The sequence below is a fragment of the Peribacillus simplex NBRC 15720 = DSM 1321 genome (genome assembly GCF_002243645.1).
GTDB lineage: Bacteria > Bacillota > Bacilli > Bacillales > DSM-1321 > Peribacillus > Peribacillus simplex.
In genome coordinates this window covers 42,823-59,639 of record NZ_CP017704.1, presented here as the reverse complement: position 1 = coordinate 59,639, position 16,817 = coordinate 42,823, and the positions used below count along the sequence as shown (strand labels likewise).

Annotated in this window: 13 protein-coding genes and 2 pseudogenes; 13 read left to right on the top strand and 2 right to left on the bottom strand. The window is 35.0% G+C overall.

The window, feature by feature from the left end; genetic code table 11:
* The first annotated feature begins 72 nt into the window (after positions 1-72).
* The 12 genes and pseudogenes from BS1321_RS27980 to BS1321_RS00240 all read left to right on the top strand — a co-directional run.
* The gene (locus BS1321_RS27980) at positions 73-366 is read left to right on the top strand and encodes a beta-lactamase family protein (protein ID WP_232522752.1); all 294 of its coding nucleotides are present in this window, start codon (positions 73-75) and stop codon (positions 364-366) included.
* Between the two features lie 277 nt (positions 367-643).
* Positions 644-1,081, top strand: coding sequence for a serine hydrolase (locus BS1321_RS27975; protein ID WP_232522751.1), 438 nt, complete (start codon positions 644-646; stop codon positions 1,079-1,081).
* Positions 1,082-1,542: 461 nt separating this feature from the next.
* Positions 1,543-2,421, top strand: coding sequence for an acyltransferase (locus BS1321_RS00285; protein WP_063233629.1), 879 nt, complete (start codon positions 1,543-1,545; stop codon positions 2,419-2,421).
* A 563-nt stretch (positions 2,422-2,984) separates the two neighbouring features.
* Positions 2,985-4,156 (top strand): annotated as a pseudogene (locus BS1321_RS00280) (IS110 family RNA-guided transposase).
* Between the two features lie 369 nt (positions 4,157-4,525).
* Positions 4,526-4,837 carry an ArsR/SmtB family transcription factor gene (locus tag BS1321_RS00275; protein ID WP_063236494.1) on the top strand — a complete coding sequence of 104 codons (312 nt, stop codon included), beginning with the start codon at positions 4,526-4,528 and terminating at the stop codon, positions 4,835-4,837.
* Positions 4,838-5,061: 224 nt separating this feature from the next.
* Positions 5,062-5,253 carry a hypothetical protein gene (locus BS1321_RS00270; RefSeq protein ID WP_063236486.1) on the top strand — a complete coding sequence of 64 codons (192 nt, stop codon included), beginning with the start codon at positions 5,062-5,064 and terminating at the stop codon, positions 5,251-5,253.
* Positions 5,254-5,511: 258 nt separating this feature from the next.
* Positions 5,512-6,684 (top strand): MFS transporter, encoded by a 1,173-nt coding sequence (locus BS1321_RS00265; protein WP_063236487.1) that lies wholly within the window; start codon positions 5,512-5,514, stop codon positions 6,682-6,684.
* A gap of 74 nt (positions 6,685-6,758) precedes the next feature.
* Entirely contained in the window at positions 6,759-7,193 is a 435-nt protein-coding gene (locus tag BS1321_RS00260; RefSeq protein ID WP_069981803.1) for a MarR family winged helix-turn-helix transcriptional regulator, read from the top strand.
* Between the two features lie 468 nt (positions 7,194-7,661).
* A complete protein-coding gene (locus tag BS1321_RS00255) occupies positions 7,662-8,672 on the top strand; it encodes an LLM class flavin-dependent oxidoreductase (protein WP_063236488.1) in 1,011 nt (336 codons plus the stop codon).
* Positions 8,673-8,726: 54 nt separating this feature from the next.
* On the top strand, positions 8,727-9,536 hold the full coding sequence (locus BS1321_RS00250; RefSeq protein ID WP_063236489.1) for a hypothetical protein: 810 nt from the start codon (positions 8,727-8,729) through the stop codon (positions 9,534-9,536).
* A gap of 568 nt (positions 9,537-10,104) precedes the next feature.
* Entirely contained in the window at positions 10,105-11,064 is a 960-nt protein-coding gene (locus tag BS1321_RS00245; protein WP_063236490.1) for a nuclear transport factor 2 family protein, read from the top strand.
* 210 nt (positions 11,065-11,274) lie between these two features.
* Positions 11,275-11,538: pseudogene (locus BS1321_RS00240) on the top strand (biotin/lipoyl-containing protein); the annotation flags it as partial.
* A 273-nt stretch (positions 11,539-11,811) separates the two neighbouring features.
* Here BS1321_RS00240 and BS1321_RS00235 read toward each other — a convergent pair.
* Both BS1321_RS00235 and BS1321_RS00230 read right to left on the bottom strand, forming a co-directional pair.
* The gene (locus tag BS1321_RS00235) at positions 11,812-12,933 is read right to left on the bottom strand and encodes a type II asparaginase (protein ID WP_063236492.1); all 1,122 of its coding nucleotides are present in this window, start codon (positions 12,931-12,933) and stop codon (positions 11,812-11,814) included.
* 309 nt (positions 12,934-13,242) lie between these two features.
* Positions 13,243-14,490, bottom strand: coding sequence for a cation:dicarboxylate symporter family transporter (locus tag BS1321_RS00230; protein WP_063236493.1), 1,248 nt, complete (start codon positions 14,488-14,490; stop codon positions 13,243-13,245).
* A 761-nt stretch (positions 14,491-15,251) separates the two neighbouring features.
* On the opposite strand from BS1321_RS00230, the gene BS1321_RS00225 reads away from it, so the two are divergent.
* Positions 15,252-16,529 carry an IS110 family RNA-guided transposase gene (locus BS1321_RS00225; protein WP_094246553.1) on the top strand — a complete coding sequence of 426 codons (1,278 nt, stop codon included), beginning with the start codon at positions 15,252-15,254 and terminating at the stop codon, positions 16,527-16,529.
* Positions 16,530-16,817: the final 288 nt, after the last annotated feature.

The following is a 16,817-nucleotide window of genomic DNA, read 5'->3' as shown; positions in this document are numbered from 1 at the left end:
ACAAGGAAGTAAAAAGGAGAATAAAGAGAAGGGAAGATAACTGAAGATAATGGTTAATATAGTAGTGAAAAAATGATAATTAATAAAAAGATATACACACAGTTTAATTCAGTTGTATCAAATGTTAGAAAGACGTCTGAATTAGTTGACTGTTCAGGTGCATCTGTTTATATAATTCATAACGATAATATTATTACAGAGGAATATTGGGGTAAACATTCTAAGGATCCTAATTTGAGGAAAATCCAAGAAGATACCCAATTTCATGTTGCCTCAGTTAGAAAAAGTTACATAGGCTTTGCAGTGGCCTGTGCGGTTTATAAAGGATACATAGACTCAATAGATGATATATCTTCCACCGAATAGTATGCCAATATTTAATGGAACTACAATAAGACACTTACTAACACATACGCATGGTTTAAAGAGTATTAATGGGGAGATACATCGAGAATTTTCACCTGGAGTTAATTGGTCATATCGAGGTATTGGAATTGAAATGTTGACGCAATCGTTAAAAATACAACTGGTAAATCGGTTGCTGTGATAGTTGCTAATAACGTATTTACACCTCTAAATTTTACGGAGACTGGCTGATATGGAGAAATAAATGAAAACCTTGTTGCTGTAATACGGAAGCCTAATGAACCAAACTGGACTACAAGTAAGAGTACAGACGGGTGATAAGATGAATATGTATGTATCATCAAGAGAGTTGGCTAAATGGGGATACTTCCATCTTAAAAAGGGAAATGTAAATGGAAAACAAATTGTATCAAATGAAATTATAGATATTGCTACAACCGTTCAAAGCCCAAATTCATTAGATGTGGAACTTCCCCAAAACGGTTACTTATGGTTCGTAAAAGATTTACCTGCAAGAAAATCAGAAATTGGTGAACTTGTATCTAAAGGCTCCTTTCAAATTTTAGGCTATACAGGAGTAACTCTTTTGGTTATACCTCAAAATAATCTTGTTGCAGTGCGTGCGTTTAATAGTTTTGGTTCTCCTAATGGATTTGATTACTTAGCTGATGTCCGAGAATTTGGTAATACTAAAATGACCTGCTTAATGAACTAACGGGTGCTTTAGCGCCATAAGAAGGCCACCAATTGGTGGCCAAAAGAAGGGAGTTATTCGATAGGTCAACTTTCGCATAAAGAAAATTTATTTGAGAAGTTTTTCAGCCTTACAGGGAGTTGCTTAGACAGCTCATTTTTCCTACGGACTAACGGGGCAGTATAGCGAAATAAGCCAAGACGTAAATTAATCATGAGATGATCCCATATGTGGTACAAAATTCTGTTTTTACTGGTCATGACGTTTTCTAACCATTTCAGCAACTTTACGACTATCTACTAGCAATTATCCATTTTGATTTATAACCTTTAATTTATTTACTATTACCATTTCCCTTTTTCGTAAATCCGAAATCTTCAGCTTTACATCTCCTCCGGTTTTCTTAGGCGGTCTTTTTTGTTGAGCAAAAAAATGATGTATAATGAAAGCGTTTTAACACTTTGAAAGTGGGTATAGAAAGCATGGAAACTATTTCTAATATCTTACATAAACCGGAAACGAATAATGAAATACTCTTTATAGGAAATACCAAAGATGAGATTTCGTTTGTGAATAGTAAAATCAAATTTTTGGGTGAAGGAAATCGGTTAATTATTGAACGTGGAGCCGAATTTAAAAATGCAACCCTAAATTTTAATGGCAACTACTCGCTCATAATTATTGGGAAATCAAATCACGGTGCAACGATGAGCGTCAATGTTTGGAATGATAATACATTTTTCCTTGGTCGCAACTATTCATTTAATGGTTTAGCGAGATTTATTCTCTCTGAGCAAAAGAATCTATTCATCGGTCATGATAATATGTTTTCAAGTGGTATAGTCGTTCGTTTGGCAGATCCACATTTGATCTACGATGGAACAACTCGAAAACGGATTAACTCAACAAAGAGTGTGTACTTAGGTGACCACATTTGGATTGGGCAGGACGTCATGATTCTAAAAGGAGTAGAAGTTGGTACAGGTTCAATTTTAGGTGCAAAGTCGCTCGTGACAAAATCGCTCCCATCAAATGTTTCAGCCGCAGGAAGTCCTGCACGTGTGGTGCGGAAAAATGTTTTTTGGGCACGTCCGTCTGTCCATGCATATACTGAAATAGAAACAGCAGACTCACAAAAATTCCCGGATTTGCGTTTTGTCTATACGCCAAAAGGCTCAACAGCAAAACATTTTGCAAAAATTGAAGAACAGCTAAATACCGCAACTTCTGTAGAGGAGAAGACTGACATATTAACGCCTTATCTTGATGTAACAAGTAAGAATCGTTTCTTTCTTCCTGTGCCTCCTGAGATAAAGAAAACATTTCTCGAACGAATCTTTCGCAAAGGAGGCAAGGGGTAGCACTGACAAAAATCTTATTTTATACGTTAACTCAACACCTTGATATATAAAGCTTTTGAATATAAATAACTAAAAAGGGTTTCTAATATTTCTTTTGGTATCTTGATTTTGGTTATGAGTTTTGGTGATAAATTCAAGCCATATTTGCCACTATTTAAGTAAATACCAAGACTATTTTATAAACGACCGTTTGTGGAGCCAATTAGATAACAGAAAAACAACTATTTCTTCGCTATGTGACGGATTAGAGCTGCAAAATCGTAGAAATGTTTACTCTACGGACAAGGTTGTGAAAGAATGTACTTAAACTAACGGGTGCGTTCGTATTATAAGGTTAGCCAGTTTTTACTGGTTGACCTTTTTTTAATAGAATCTATTATATCAGTAGCCAGGGTAGGACGTACGGGTGCGTGGGACTTGATCCCGTGAACTAAACTGTCCGCCCCCTACTTGTAGAAACATGTTTGAGGCTGGTTGGGACGCAGATCTCGTATAACAAGCGAAGCTATGACACTACATGGAGGACTAGGGGTACTGGTTAATAAGTAGAGGAGGTAAAGATAATGAATCCAGTTGTTGGTCTGGATGTGGCAAAAGGAGAGAGCCAAGTTCAGGCATTCTTAGATCAATCTAAACCGTATGGGAAAAGCTTTTCAATGAAGCATATCAAAGAGGAGTTAGATCATTTTTTAGAATTTCTAAAAGAAATTGAAGAGGTGACAGGGCAGATGCCTATGGTCATTTTAGAATCTACAGGGCATTACCATTCTCCCGTTATTCAATACCTGGAGGATCAAGGGATTCTATATATCTTACTAAATCCGATTATTTCTTATCAGGCAAAGAAGACCAGTTTACGAAAGGTAAAAACAGACGCTATCGATGCGTACCAGTTGTGTGTGCTGTATTACAAAGGTGAATCTCATAAAATTAGAGGAATTCGGCTTTTAGACCTTCGGAATTTGTCCAGACAACAGGAAATCGTAACGAATATGTATGTGGAAGCTAAACTTCAGTTTCACACCATTTTAGATCAAGAGTTTCCTGAATACCGGAAGGTTTTTGGGGATCTATATTCGAAGGTTTCTTTATTGATGTTAAAGGAATATCCTAGGAGAAAGTAGACTAGCAGAGAGTGTTATAGAGTTCTGTTCTAGCCGATCGGGTGAATGGGCATGGGAAAAAGCAAAAAAAATAATGGATTCCGCATCTAGAAATCCATTTCAAAAAAGCGTGTATGAAAGTCACGTAATCAATCTTCGTATGTATATTGAGTTGCTTTTTCATTACCAGGGACACCTTTCCGATTTGGAAGATCGTATAGTGGCCCTGGCAAATGAACTGGAAGAATATAAGATCATCCAATCGATTCCGGGTATCGGAGAAAAAATCGCAGCCACGATTATCTCTGAAATCGGTGAAATCGATCGGTTTAATCATCCGAAAAAACTGGTTGCCTTCGCTGGAGTAGATCCAAGTGTTCACTCATCGGGTAAGTTTACGGCAACCATTAATCGTATTACAAAAAGAGGTTGAGCAGACTACGTCATTCTCTGTATCTTGCCGTGCTATGCGGCATAAGGAGTTCAAGGAACAAAAGCTTAAATCTTTCTTTGATAAGAAAAAATCGGAAGGAAAGCCAGCCAAAGTGGCGATCGTTGCCTGTATGAATAAACTTCTTCATTGGATTTACGCTTTATTAAAGAGAAAAGAAGCATTCCTAGATTTATCCTGATTAACGGTTTTATGAAACAGAGAAAAATCCTTCCAAAAGGGTTTTGGAGGGTTATTTGTCATGAACAAAAATAGTATATCATAAGGGAAATGAAAATTTTAGAGAAAGATATTGACATCCTATTAGCTGGTTTAGTTCTATAAGAAGAAGTTAAAAAAGTCGATTCCTTAACGTAGAGGAGATCGACTTTTCAGGTTGGAATTCTCTTAGTGTTTAAAATTTCCGAAATGGGCGGTATAGCATTGTTGCTACCGTTCGTAAAAGACACTTTTCAAAACTATTTTGATTTTTAATCAGCTTCAAAAACATGTTTTCAAGATATTTGAGCATCATGTTGACATATCTATAAAAATAGATATAATAACACCTATGGAACCTTTATTAATATACAAAGCTTTGTCTAACGAAACGCGTCATCAAATTTTACATTGGCTAAAGAATCCCGCAAAACATTTCGAGGTACAGTGCCATATTCCTGAAGATGTTGATTTTAAAATTGGAGTATGTGTTGGAGATATACAAGCAAAGGCTGGAATGGCGCAGTCTGTGATCTCTGGTTATTTATTAACCATGCAAAAAGCTGGATTATTAGAGTCTGAACGAGTAGGACAGTGGACGTATTATCGACGAAACGAAAAGATCATTCGTCAATTTACTGAATATGTTCAAAATGAATTATAAAAGGGAGGTGTTTTTTTTAAAATATACATCTAGATTTCTAGATATATATATATTGTTTATTTCGAAGTAATGACAAGTTCTGTTAGATATTCAATGGATCTATATAAAGGGGGCTAATTTATCTTTTTATATCTATGTTTCTAGATATATATATAAGATGATATTGAAACTGAAATGAATTTCGAGGATAGAGAACGTTTAGTTATTCCAATGTGGCGAATGCTGTGGAATCAGTGGTTCTAATAGATAAAAGAAACTTATCTATTGGTTTATCTTGCAAAATTGAACCAACTGGAAAAATAGATGTTTCTGTAGAATTAAAAGGTGACCCTAATGAATATCTAATTACTCACCAAGCCAAGACGTTGCAATTGTACTTATTCAATCAATTGGTAATGAGTATGTTAAAAAAATGAGGTTTCAAAGACTATTTCTAAAAGTAACTAAACATCTATATAAATGCATGTGCATGCACATTCACTATATGAGAGTGAGCAAAGAACCAGATGATTAGGGTAATGAGTGGAGTTAGTTAAAGGAAGAAAAGAGAGAAGAAATGAAAAGTTGCTAAAGTAGAAATACTGTGCGTACTAAGGGACCTTTAATTCTTTTTAATAAAATTATTTAATTTACGTTCAATTTTGATTTATCGAATTTTAGGAAGGAGTTTTAAAATGAAAAAAAATGGAGTAGTAATATTTATCTTAGTTTTAAGTGTTTTTGCTGCCATAACAAATGAGATGGGTATTGTAGGTGTACTACCACAAATTACAGAGAAATTTCAAATTACAACATCGCAAGCTGGTATATTAGTTAGTATATTTGCTTTAGTTGTAGCGCTTTTCGGACCTTTCGTCACGTTAATTGTTTCAGGTTTTAACCGAAAAGGATCATTATTATTTATTATGTTCATTCTAACTATTGCAAATACAGTCAATGCTTATTCTTCAAGCTTTGGATTAACTCTTTTATTTAGAATAATCCCAGCATTATTTCTTGCATTGTTAATTTCTTTAGCTATTTCAGTCGCTGTAAAATTAGCTCCTTCTGAACAGAAGGGAAAGGCAAGTGCTAAAGTATTCGCAGGAGTTACATTAGGCTTAGTGTTAGGCGTACCTGTAACTTCATTGTTAGCCGATCAATTTTCTTTACAAACTGCTTTCTTATTTTGTGCATCGGTGAGTGCAGTATCTTTCTTAGGAATTGCTTTTTTTATGCCAACTATGCCAGTCGAAGAGAAATTGTCTTATGGAAAACAATTTTCTATTTTAGGTAAACTACCAGTATGGTTAAATTTGTTAACTGTAATGTTTGTTTTTGCTACTATGTTTTCTGTTTATAGCTATTTTGCTGAATATGTGACACAAATTAGTCATGTGCAAGGAGCTTGGATAAGTATTTTATTAATGCTTTTTGGGTTGTTTGGACTAGTAGGTAATTTCTTGTTCAGTAATTTACTGCAAAAAAATTTAGTGCGTACAGTTATGTTATATCCATTTATTTATCTTATCGTGTACGGATTTATTAACTTCGCTGGTACGTATACAATACCTATGATTGTATTAATTTTTGTATGGGGAACGGTGCATTCTGGAGGTTTGATAATTAGTCAAACCTGGTTAAGTACAGAAACAGTTGATGCACCTGAATTCGGAAACAGTTTATACATGTCATTTTCTAATTTTGGAATAACAATAGGCTCATCCTTAGCTGGTTGGTTTATTTCTCAATTTGGAACTGGAAGCCTGTTGCTAAGTGGTATGTTGTTTGCAATATTAGCAGCTTTAACTATTGTATTGAAATTATCCTTATTTAGAAATATTAGTTTGGAAAATCACTCTTATTAATCCAGTTTTATTTATTGAAACCCTCATGGAATTTGATCAAGTAAATTGATTTAAAAAAGGTAGGCGATTTTTAAATGAATAATAAACAAGAAGAATTAATAAAAAGCTGGTTATCTTTCACACAATTTCATGAAACTGTTTTAAAGGAACTTGAACATTCTCTTCAACAGAACTACAAGCTTGCTTTAAAAGCATTTTATGTATTACTATTTCTTGCGGAAACACCTGAAAAACAATTACCCCTTCAAGAGTTGCAACATATGATTGGGTTAAGCCAAAGTGCTATGTCTAGACTTGCAGCTAGAATGGAATCAAAAAACTGTGGAGTAATTAGACGTCATGGATATGGAGACGATAGACGAGGTGTTTATACAACAATGACTGAAAAAGGGGAACAATTTTTTGAAGAAGTATTAGAAACGTTTGAAGAAGCAATTGAAAAGACGCGTCAAAATAGTGACTTTAAAGTTAATCTGAAAATCTTAAATAGTTTTAATAAGCAGTCATAACTTTTTTGAAAAAGAATGATTTTGATCAATAAATCATAGGCATTACCACCGAGGTTTTATTCTTTTTTCCAATTGAATTGATCTTATTTACCCTTAGGCCATATTTTTAAAGTAGTAACGCAATTTACTATATCTCATCACTGCTTACTGGTTACACGGTAAAAAGAAGGGATAATTAAGAATTAACCTCTCTTGTGCTTTATCTATTTGACTTTTTATAGGGAAGATTAAATAATGCATGCGCATGCATTTTATTTTTGTTAACTAAATAGTTAATAGTGATGTAACAGTCTTTCACTTACATGGGGAAGCGTCAAGAAAGCTTGAATAGAATATTGCTTCAATAAACATCTTTATATTGATTATGCTGACATTTAAATATAGATAAAAATAAGCTTTTCTTTGAATGCAACCATATCAACAAAAAGTAAAAGCAATTAATATTAGTCAAACAGGGAGTGGAAAATAATGATTTCATTAAACATACTGGATTATTCTCCAATAGATGAAGGAAGTAATGCACGTGAAGCGTTATTTCAAACAACTGAATTAGCAAAGAAAGCTGATAAACTTGGTTATAGCAGATTTTGGGTATCTGAGCATCACCAAATGTTATCACTTGCTGGTAGCAATCCTGAAATGTTGATGATGCATCTAGCAGCATCAACTGAGCGTATTCGAATTGGTTCAGGAGGGGTTATGCTTCCGCATTATAGTTCGTATAAAGTAGCTGAAAACTTTCGCATGTTGGAAGCATTGTATCCGAATCGTATCGACCTGGGGCTAGGGAGAGCACCTGGAGCAAACAGTTTAGTAACCTATGCTTTAAACGAAGAAAAATCAAGACCACTTCCATATGAGCAGCAAGTTGTAGACTTAAAAAGTTTTTTAACAGATGAGTTTTCAGAAGACCATCGTTTTAATGAATTGACTGCTACGCCTGTTATTGATACAAAACCAGAAATGTGGATTTTAGGAGCTGGTGGAGGCAGTGCAAGGATCGCTGCCGAGAATGGCACTGCATTTACATTCGCACACTTTATTAATCCATTTGGAGATGGCTTAACCGCAGTTAAACATTATCGAGAGAACTTTAAACCATCTTCTTTATTTGAAGAACCTAAAGTAATGATCGGGGTATTTGCCGTTGTGGCTGAAACAAATGAAGAGGCAGAAGAGATTGCTAAGGCTTTTGATCTGTGGCTTCTCAAAGCTGAGTCATTACAAACACCAACTTCTTATCCATCTATTCAAACAGCGATGGACTATCAGTATAGTCCACATGAAATAGAACGTATTTCGAGAAATCGAAATCGTGTACTTGTTGGGGATGCAAAGAAAGTGAAAAATCAAATTGAAAAACTAGCTCAGCTTTATGGCACGAATGAAATAACCATCTTACCTAATATTTCTGGAGCCCATAATCGAATAAAGTCAATTGAGTTATTAGCAGAGGCTTATAACTTATCTAACCAATAACTAGTTAAAATCGCCTTATATTTACCAACCTTATGTTAAGAAAGGAGTCATTAAATGGATATTTCTTCTCGAGAAAAAATTAGAGAACATGCTGCACGTGATATTGCACATCGTTGGTTTGCTTACTTTGAAGGGAAAAATAAAACTGTAAACAGACAATTAGAAATTTTAAGTGATGATATAAAGATTCTACATGCTTCTTCATACTTGTTAGCTTATGGAAGAGACTCAGCTGCTGAATGGGTGGCAAACGTCCCTGAGGAAGTAGATTCTCATTTTATTAAAGAGTTTATCTATAATCCATTAAGTGAGGATTTAGCTGAAGTAAGAATGAAAGTGGCATATCAAGTAATTCAGGCAGATAACCAAATAGGGGGAGCAATCATTCATTATCAGACGCTAGTAACGTTCACTGAAGATAACTTAGCTCTTTTTAAATTCATTAATAAAACTCCTGCTGAGCATAACCCTAACAAAGTATTTGCTGATTCATACCAGGAAAATCGCATTCACTCTTTAATATATCGATGGATTTATTTACGTGAAACTTTTAATCCTGAAGGAATTAAAGAATTATTAGTAAATGATGGGCAGCCTTTTATTTTCTCTGAAAGAAAGGATGTAAAAAATTATGAAGAGTGGACTAATTTCATGGAACAGTTATCAGCTCAAACACAATATGGCCACTATGAAATAGAAAGTATTGACACTGAAACGGTGAGTGATAATCAAGTGTTAGTTGAAATTAAAGCAACATGGAAAAGAGTTATAAAAGGAGAGGTTCTAAGTTCTTCTGTACAATACAAATTAAAACTTCAAGATAGCGGAGAGCGCTATCTAAAAATAGTTGATTTGCAAGAGTAAGATATAAGCATTACGAAGAGAAATATCGATACCGTTAGATATTAGGAAAAGGGAAAGGTTATTTTTCATAATTTAGTGTTGTATCTATATAACTTTTCTTCCTATCCATTTAAGACATCTGCTTAAAACTCTTTTCCTAAATAAAGAGTAGACACTGAGTTTAGAAAAGGATAATTATGATTATCTTTTTCTGAATTTATCCTGACATTCGAGTAAATAGTATTAAGGAGTATTAATATGGATGAGTTACAAAAGAAAATTATCAATAAAACTGATTTGCATTTCTTTAGATACTGTGAAGATAACTATGGTATAAATCGAGGCGTCTACAATACTATTGATCAGTGGTTTTATAAAAAGGATATCTATTGTATTACAGAGAGAAGATTATATATTATTGAATTTCTTAAATGAGTATTTGGACCTGATAAGGGTTCCGATAAATTTGGAAAAGGAAGAGGAAAAGTAACAAGTAGACTACATGATTTTTGGATTCAGAAAAATAAAATTTTATAATTCTTAAATAAAGAAGTTTATTTATTATTTTCCTTATGGAGGTTCTATTTTCATGTTTATAACTCACAAGTTAGTGAACTATACAAGTATAAATCGTGCTACTATTAGCGAAGTATTTTCTAAGTTTTCAAAAGCTCTTGAAGAGGGGAATACTTTAACTTTACGAGAACTTCTACTTCCTAATGCCCAAGCAAGCTTTAGCATGTATGGGGAATTTGAAGGTGTAGAAGCTATAATAGAGGGCCTATTAAATAAAGAAGAAACCCCAGACATTGTTCACCATTACGTAACTAATGAATATATAGCAATAAAGGAAGAACTAAGTCAGCAAAGCGTTTATTTAACAGGCTTATTTATTCATAAGGATAATGGACAAATGAATCCATTTTGGTTTGGAGGACACTATGTTAATTCGTATAAACTGACTGAAGGCGGTTGGGAAATTTCTCATCTTAGATTTGACCTAGATTGGCATTATGGCACAAGTCCGTATACAAGTAAATGGAAACCTGCAGGTCGTACTTTAGGATGGACTCCAGATACTGAGAATCCAAAAATTCTTAGTGAGTTAGAAGCTCCCTGGAGAGTTATTCCTGAATCTGAAGAGAGTAATTATGAGGAGGAAGAAGTTGTAGCAACATTTAATCGTTATGCCTGGGCTTTTGATCAAGGAGATTTTAGTTTGCTTAACGATATATTTACAGAGGATGCTACGATAAATATGGTTCCTATTGGTGAAATTAAAGGACGAAAGAATATTATTAGTCAGTTAAAAATTTCTCGTTCAGGTAGACCTACTTTTCATCATGCAGTGGAACCACATGGAATTGAAATAAAGAAAGAAAAAGCTAAATTAAAAATGTATCGTCTGATACCTTTTAGACCAACAGAAGATACTATAGAAAATCCAGTTTATGGTGCAGTCTATACATGTAACCTTCGAAAGGAAGACGGTATGTGGAAATTCGAACAGATGAACTACGAAGAAGGTTCTTTATTTCAGCTTAAATAAATGGTTTTGGTGCAAAGGTTTTTTCCGCAATTTTGTTAAGCTATTTAATCTGCCTTATTTTGATGCCTGTAGGCATCTTTTTTTATTCTTCAACTCTTGAATGGCTATAGGATTACAACAATTTTTTCATTTTGGAAGAGAGTAAAATAAATGTAATAAAATTTGAGAAACCCTGGTGAGGGGAAGATTTAACTCCACTTTTAATGAACTAATGAAAACATTAAATCTTCTGTTCAATCCAAAGTAAAAGCTGACTCAAAAAATAAAAAGCATATCGGTGCGACAATGCCTGGTACAGTAATTCGTGTTGTCGTCGAAAAAGGGGATCAAGTTAAGCAGGGCGATCACCTAATAATTACGGAAGCCATGAAAATGGAAACAACCGTCCAGGCGCCATTCTCTGGAACTATTAAAGACATCTTTGTTAAAGATGGTGAAGCGATTAGTACTGGTGATTTATTAATTGAGTTATAACTTAGCAGAAGATTTTCATTAAGATACGAATTTCTCTGAAAGGGTGTAATCGAACTTTCCCCTACTACTCAGAAAAAAATTAAAATGTGATTGATTATTTAATTACATCGCCCTTCTCTACTCAAATTGAGGTGTGTTCAGAAAAGGATAAATATAAATTAATAATTCAACCAAGGGATAAAAATAAATAAAAGCATACGTTGGTGATTTATACCATCGTATGCTTAAAATTTCATTCACTATTAGTTAATCAAAGAATTCTAATTTTAAATATTAATATTCGTTAAAAAATTGCTGAATTTCTTTTGGATCATCTGTTTTTGTTAATGCAAGCATCGTCAAAATGCGTGCTTTTTGAGGATTAAGTGAGTCCGCTGTAACAAAATTATTTTCATCGTCAATCTTTTCTCTCGTAACAATACCATTTCCTACACGGCTAGATCGAGTAATAATCACGCCTTTTTTGACAGCGTCTTTAGCACCCTCAAAAGCAGTATCAGAAGTTAAACCGTTTCCTTCACCTGCTATTATGATCCCTTTAGCTCCTGCTTTCACAGAGGCATCGTAAAGATATCTACTATCATTTTGATAGCTATAAATAATGTCCACTTGAGGAAGTTTATCTAGTTTTGATATATCAAACACCGATTTGGTTGTATGTTTACGTGTGGGTTCATTGTAGAAAAATATTTTATTACCTGCGATTGCTCCTAAATAGCCTTGTTCCTCAGATTGAAATGTATCTGTCATGGTAGTATTGGTTTTAGTTATATAACGTGCAGAACCTATCCGGTCATTTAATGAGATTAAAACACCTTTGTTCTTAGCATCTTTACTAGCAGCAATTTTTACAGCATTATATAAGTTTAAAGGTCCATCTGCACTTATAGCTGTAGCCGGTCTCATTGATCCAACAATTACGACAGGTTTGTTGCTTTTTACGACCAGATTCAGAAAGTAAGCAGTTTCTTCTAAGGTATCTGTTCCATGCGTTACGACAATTCCATCAACGTCTTTAGATTTTAATAACTCGTTAATTCGTTTCGCCAACTTTAATAAGGTTTTATTATCCATATTGTTACTGCCAATATTGGCGATTTGTTCACCACTCACATTTGCTACTTGTTTTAATTCAGGAACAGCTTTAATTAGTGTTTCAACACCAAGTGCACCTGCTTGATAACCAGTTGTGTCAGTATTGGATGTAGCAGAGCCTGCAATCGTTCCACCAGTAGCTATAATTTTCACATTGTTTAACTTGGGATTTGTTGAAGCTGCTTCTACTTTCTCTTCTTTTGGACTACTATTTGCTGAGCTATGGATAGCAGTGATAGATCCAGAAAATAATAGTGTAACTAATAGAAACGTGATTCCTAGGTATTTTTTAATGTTCATGTCTAGTTAGCTCCTTCTTTATTAAATTATGTACGACATATGAAAATACTATCATATCTAGATATTACTCCGATTGCGGAAGATCGATATATAGTAGATGATAACTAAAATTTGGAAATCGATCTAAATTATTATGGATTACTTGCTTCAGATAAAGAGTCTTCCCAACTATAATCTTGAAGTTTTTGCACCAGAACCATAAAAACTTTATCGCGGTTATGTTGAGGATGAACTTCCAATCATTTACGTTAATTTCTTCAAAGAGAATTCCGATTCCTATTCTTAGTCATTAAACTCGGTCATGCAACATTATGCGACTTTATTTCTCACTTCATTAAATTGACCTTCCCATTTAGAGATGACGATTGCCGCAAGTGAATTACCAATAACGTTTACTACTGTACGTCCCATATCAAGAATACGGTCGATACCGGCAATAAATGCTAAACCTTCAATAGGAATACCAACTGTTCCTAATGTCGCTAAAAGAACTACGAAAGATACACCTGGTACACCCGCAATCCCCTTAGACGTGATCATTAACACTAGCATTAGCGTAATTTGCTCATACGTGCTTAAATCAATTCCATACATTTGAGCGATGAAGATAGCTGCTAACGCTTGATATAATGTAGAGCCATCAAGGTTAAAAGAGTATCCAGTCGGAATAACAAACGTAGCAATATGTTTCGGACATCCCGCTTTCTCCATTTTTTCCATGATTTTCGGAAGAACCGCTTCTGAACTTGCTGTAGAGAACGCAAGAATCAATTCCTCTTTTAGAAGTTTAATCAACGTAAAGATATTGAATCCTACAAATTTTGCTATAAGACCCAGAATGACAATTACAAAGAAAAGCATTGATCCGTATACAGAAAGCGCTAACTTACCTAACGGAATTAAAGATTCCAAACCGAACTTGGAGATGGTCACACCAATTAGTGCAAATACCCCGATAGGAGCAAATTTCATGACCATATTAGTTAGGTAGAACATTCCTTCTGCTGTACCTTGGAAGAAACGGAATACTGGTTTACCTTTTTCACCGATAGCCGCGATGCTAAGTCCAAACAACACGGAGAAGAAAATGATCGCTAGCATATCGCCTTCTACCATAGCTTTAACTGGATTGGATGGTACAATGTGAACGAGTGTATCTACGAAAGATTCATGCTGCTTAGTTTCTGCTGTATCAACATAAGTGGATATATCAGTTTGTTCCAGATTATTCATATTTACACCAGCACCAGGCTGGATGATATTCGCGGAAATTAAACCAACAGCAATCGCAATCATAGTTACCACCACAAAGTATGAAAGTGATTTAGCTCCTAGTTTTCCTACTGCTTTTAAATCACCTACACCCGCAACTGCAACGATAAGACTTGACACAATGATTGGCACAACAATCATTTTAATCATTCGTAGGAAAATGTCTCCGAATGGCTGTAAAAAGTTTTGGGCCGTCTCATTACCATAAAAAATGGCACCAACGATAATCCCTAGAATTAAACCAATGAAAATTTGGCTAGCTAAACTTAATTTGAATTTCTTCATTTACTTTCCTCACCTTCCCTTTTTCATTATGCTTAAGCTCTTTTTACTTTTTGACCTTTGCTACCATGACTCTGAATCCCCTAACGATTAGCATTGTTAATAAAACTTAACTTTTCATTTACTTTATCATCAAAACTACATCATCCTACAAAAATCTACATTTTTTATTTTAGAATATTCTGAAATGTAAACGCACCCATTTTTTTACGCATGCAAATATGCGAAAGAACAATTATAGGAGTACTTGTTCTTTCGCATGTTTGTATAATTAATGATTCCTAATCGATCGCTTCGTTTCAAAATAAAGAACTTGAATGAATTTTTTCACGTTAATTCGACTATGAGCAGAAGATAAACGGAGTAGCACTGTTATGCTAACAAATGAAGGAGAAGAATTGCTCGCTTTAATTCAGGTGACGTTAAACGATAAATTACGCAGATCTCTAACAGATAGTGACTTAGAACACATACTTAAAATTGCAAATGAATAAACATTATATAGCTGTTAGTTTACTTCAGTGGACATTCCTGTAATAAATGAAGAGGAAAGCTCTCTTTAGTTTATGGTGAAATCTATTTCAACTAAAGGGTGCGTTAGCTGAAGATCAGAGCTGTCTTTAAGGCAGCTTTTTCTTATGCAACTAAAGGGGCAGCATTCCTGTTAGAAGGATGTTCGAAGTCTTGAAAGAAAAAGAGCCCTCTTGTATGATGCATGAGTGTCAACGACCATTGACTCAGCATCAAACAAGGAGGACTTCTCTATGCAGTTTAAATGGAATGAAAAAATTAATCAAGTTACTGAAAATACACTCGTTGTTGGTATGGATATTGCCAAGCGTGTTCATTACGCTTGTTTTGTTGATGAACGAGGGCGCGTGATAGAAAAAGCCTTCGCAGTACATCAATCAAAAGAGGGCTTTGAACACCTGTATGAAAAGATTCGTCAAACGATGAAGGAAGCTAAGAAAACAGAAGTAATTGTTGGAATTGAGCCAACAGGCCACTACTGGATGAACTTAGCTAATTTCTTAGATCATTACGGCATACCACTAGTCATGGTGAATCCAATGCATGTCAAACGATCGAAGGAACTGGACGATAATTTACCGACAAAGAACGATAAAAAAGATGCATTAGTCATCGCTCGTTTATTGAAAGATGGGCGTTTTAGCTATCCACGTTTATTAAAAGAAGTAGAAGCAGAACTTCGTATCGGATCTACTCTTCGTTCAAAGTTAACGGAAGATTTAGCGAGTATTAAAAACCGAATCATTCGTTGGCTTGATCGTTATTTTCCCGAGTTTACTCAAGTCTTTCCGGCTTTCGGAAAGATGGCTCTAGCTACATTGGAAATGACTCCGTTGCCACAGGATATCGATGGAAAAAGTGCTGAGGAGCTTGTCTTTCTTTACCGTAAGGTAAAGGGAATGAGAGCCCCACAGCTACCAAAAGCAAAGCTACTCATTGAAGCAGCGACGAACTCAATTGGACTGACAGAAGGGACACAGATGGCCCGACATGAAATTGCCACGCTCCTGCGTCAGTATCGCTTACTAGAAAACGAAATTGAATCTGTGAATAGTCAATTATCCGAAATGGCCCAATCAACTATGGAATATGAGCTGCTGGCTTCAGTTCCTGGATTAGGAGATGCAACCATTGTTGATTTGCTTTCAGAAGTCGGAAGCTTTTCACTTTATGAAAATCCACGCCAATTGATTAAACTAGCGGGATTAACATTACGTGAAAACTCATCTGGTCAACATAAGGGACAAAAACATATCTCCAAACGAGGAAGAAAGCGACTTAGATATATTCTTTTCAAAGTAATAGTACCTCTCATTCGTCACAACGAGGGGTTTAAACAGCTTCATGAATATTACACAACACGCCAGCAAAATCCCTTACGCGGAAAGCAATCGATGGTGGTACTCTGTGGTAAATTGTTGAAAGTATTGCATGGTATTTGTAAAAAGAAAGTCCATTTTAATGAGCAGAATATGATGAAGGATCTCTACTGCCTCTCAGAGGCAGTGTAAGCATTTCTAACTATCGATTTATAACAAGAAGGATGACACGGAGAAGCCAGCAACATTACTAAACTAAGACCAAGAGTCCCCGGGGCAGCTTAGCAGGCCTCTGCCTTATGAATAGACCGAACGAAGGAATGTAAGCGCAAATGACGCTAAGAGACATGGGAGGGTACGTCATCATAAGTTTCGCAGAGATCTATTGTGCATCACATAGTGGAGAAAATAGCTAATGATTTCCATTAGTTTTAGCGAAGCGTACGCTCAATTTAGTAATAAAAACCAGAATTTCAATAC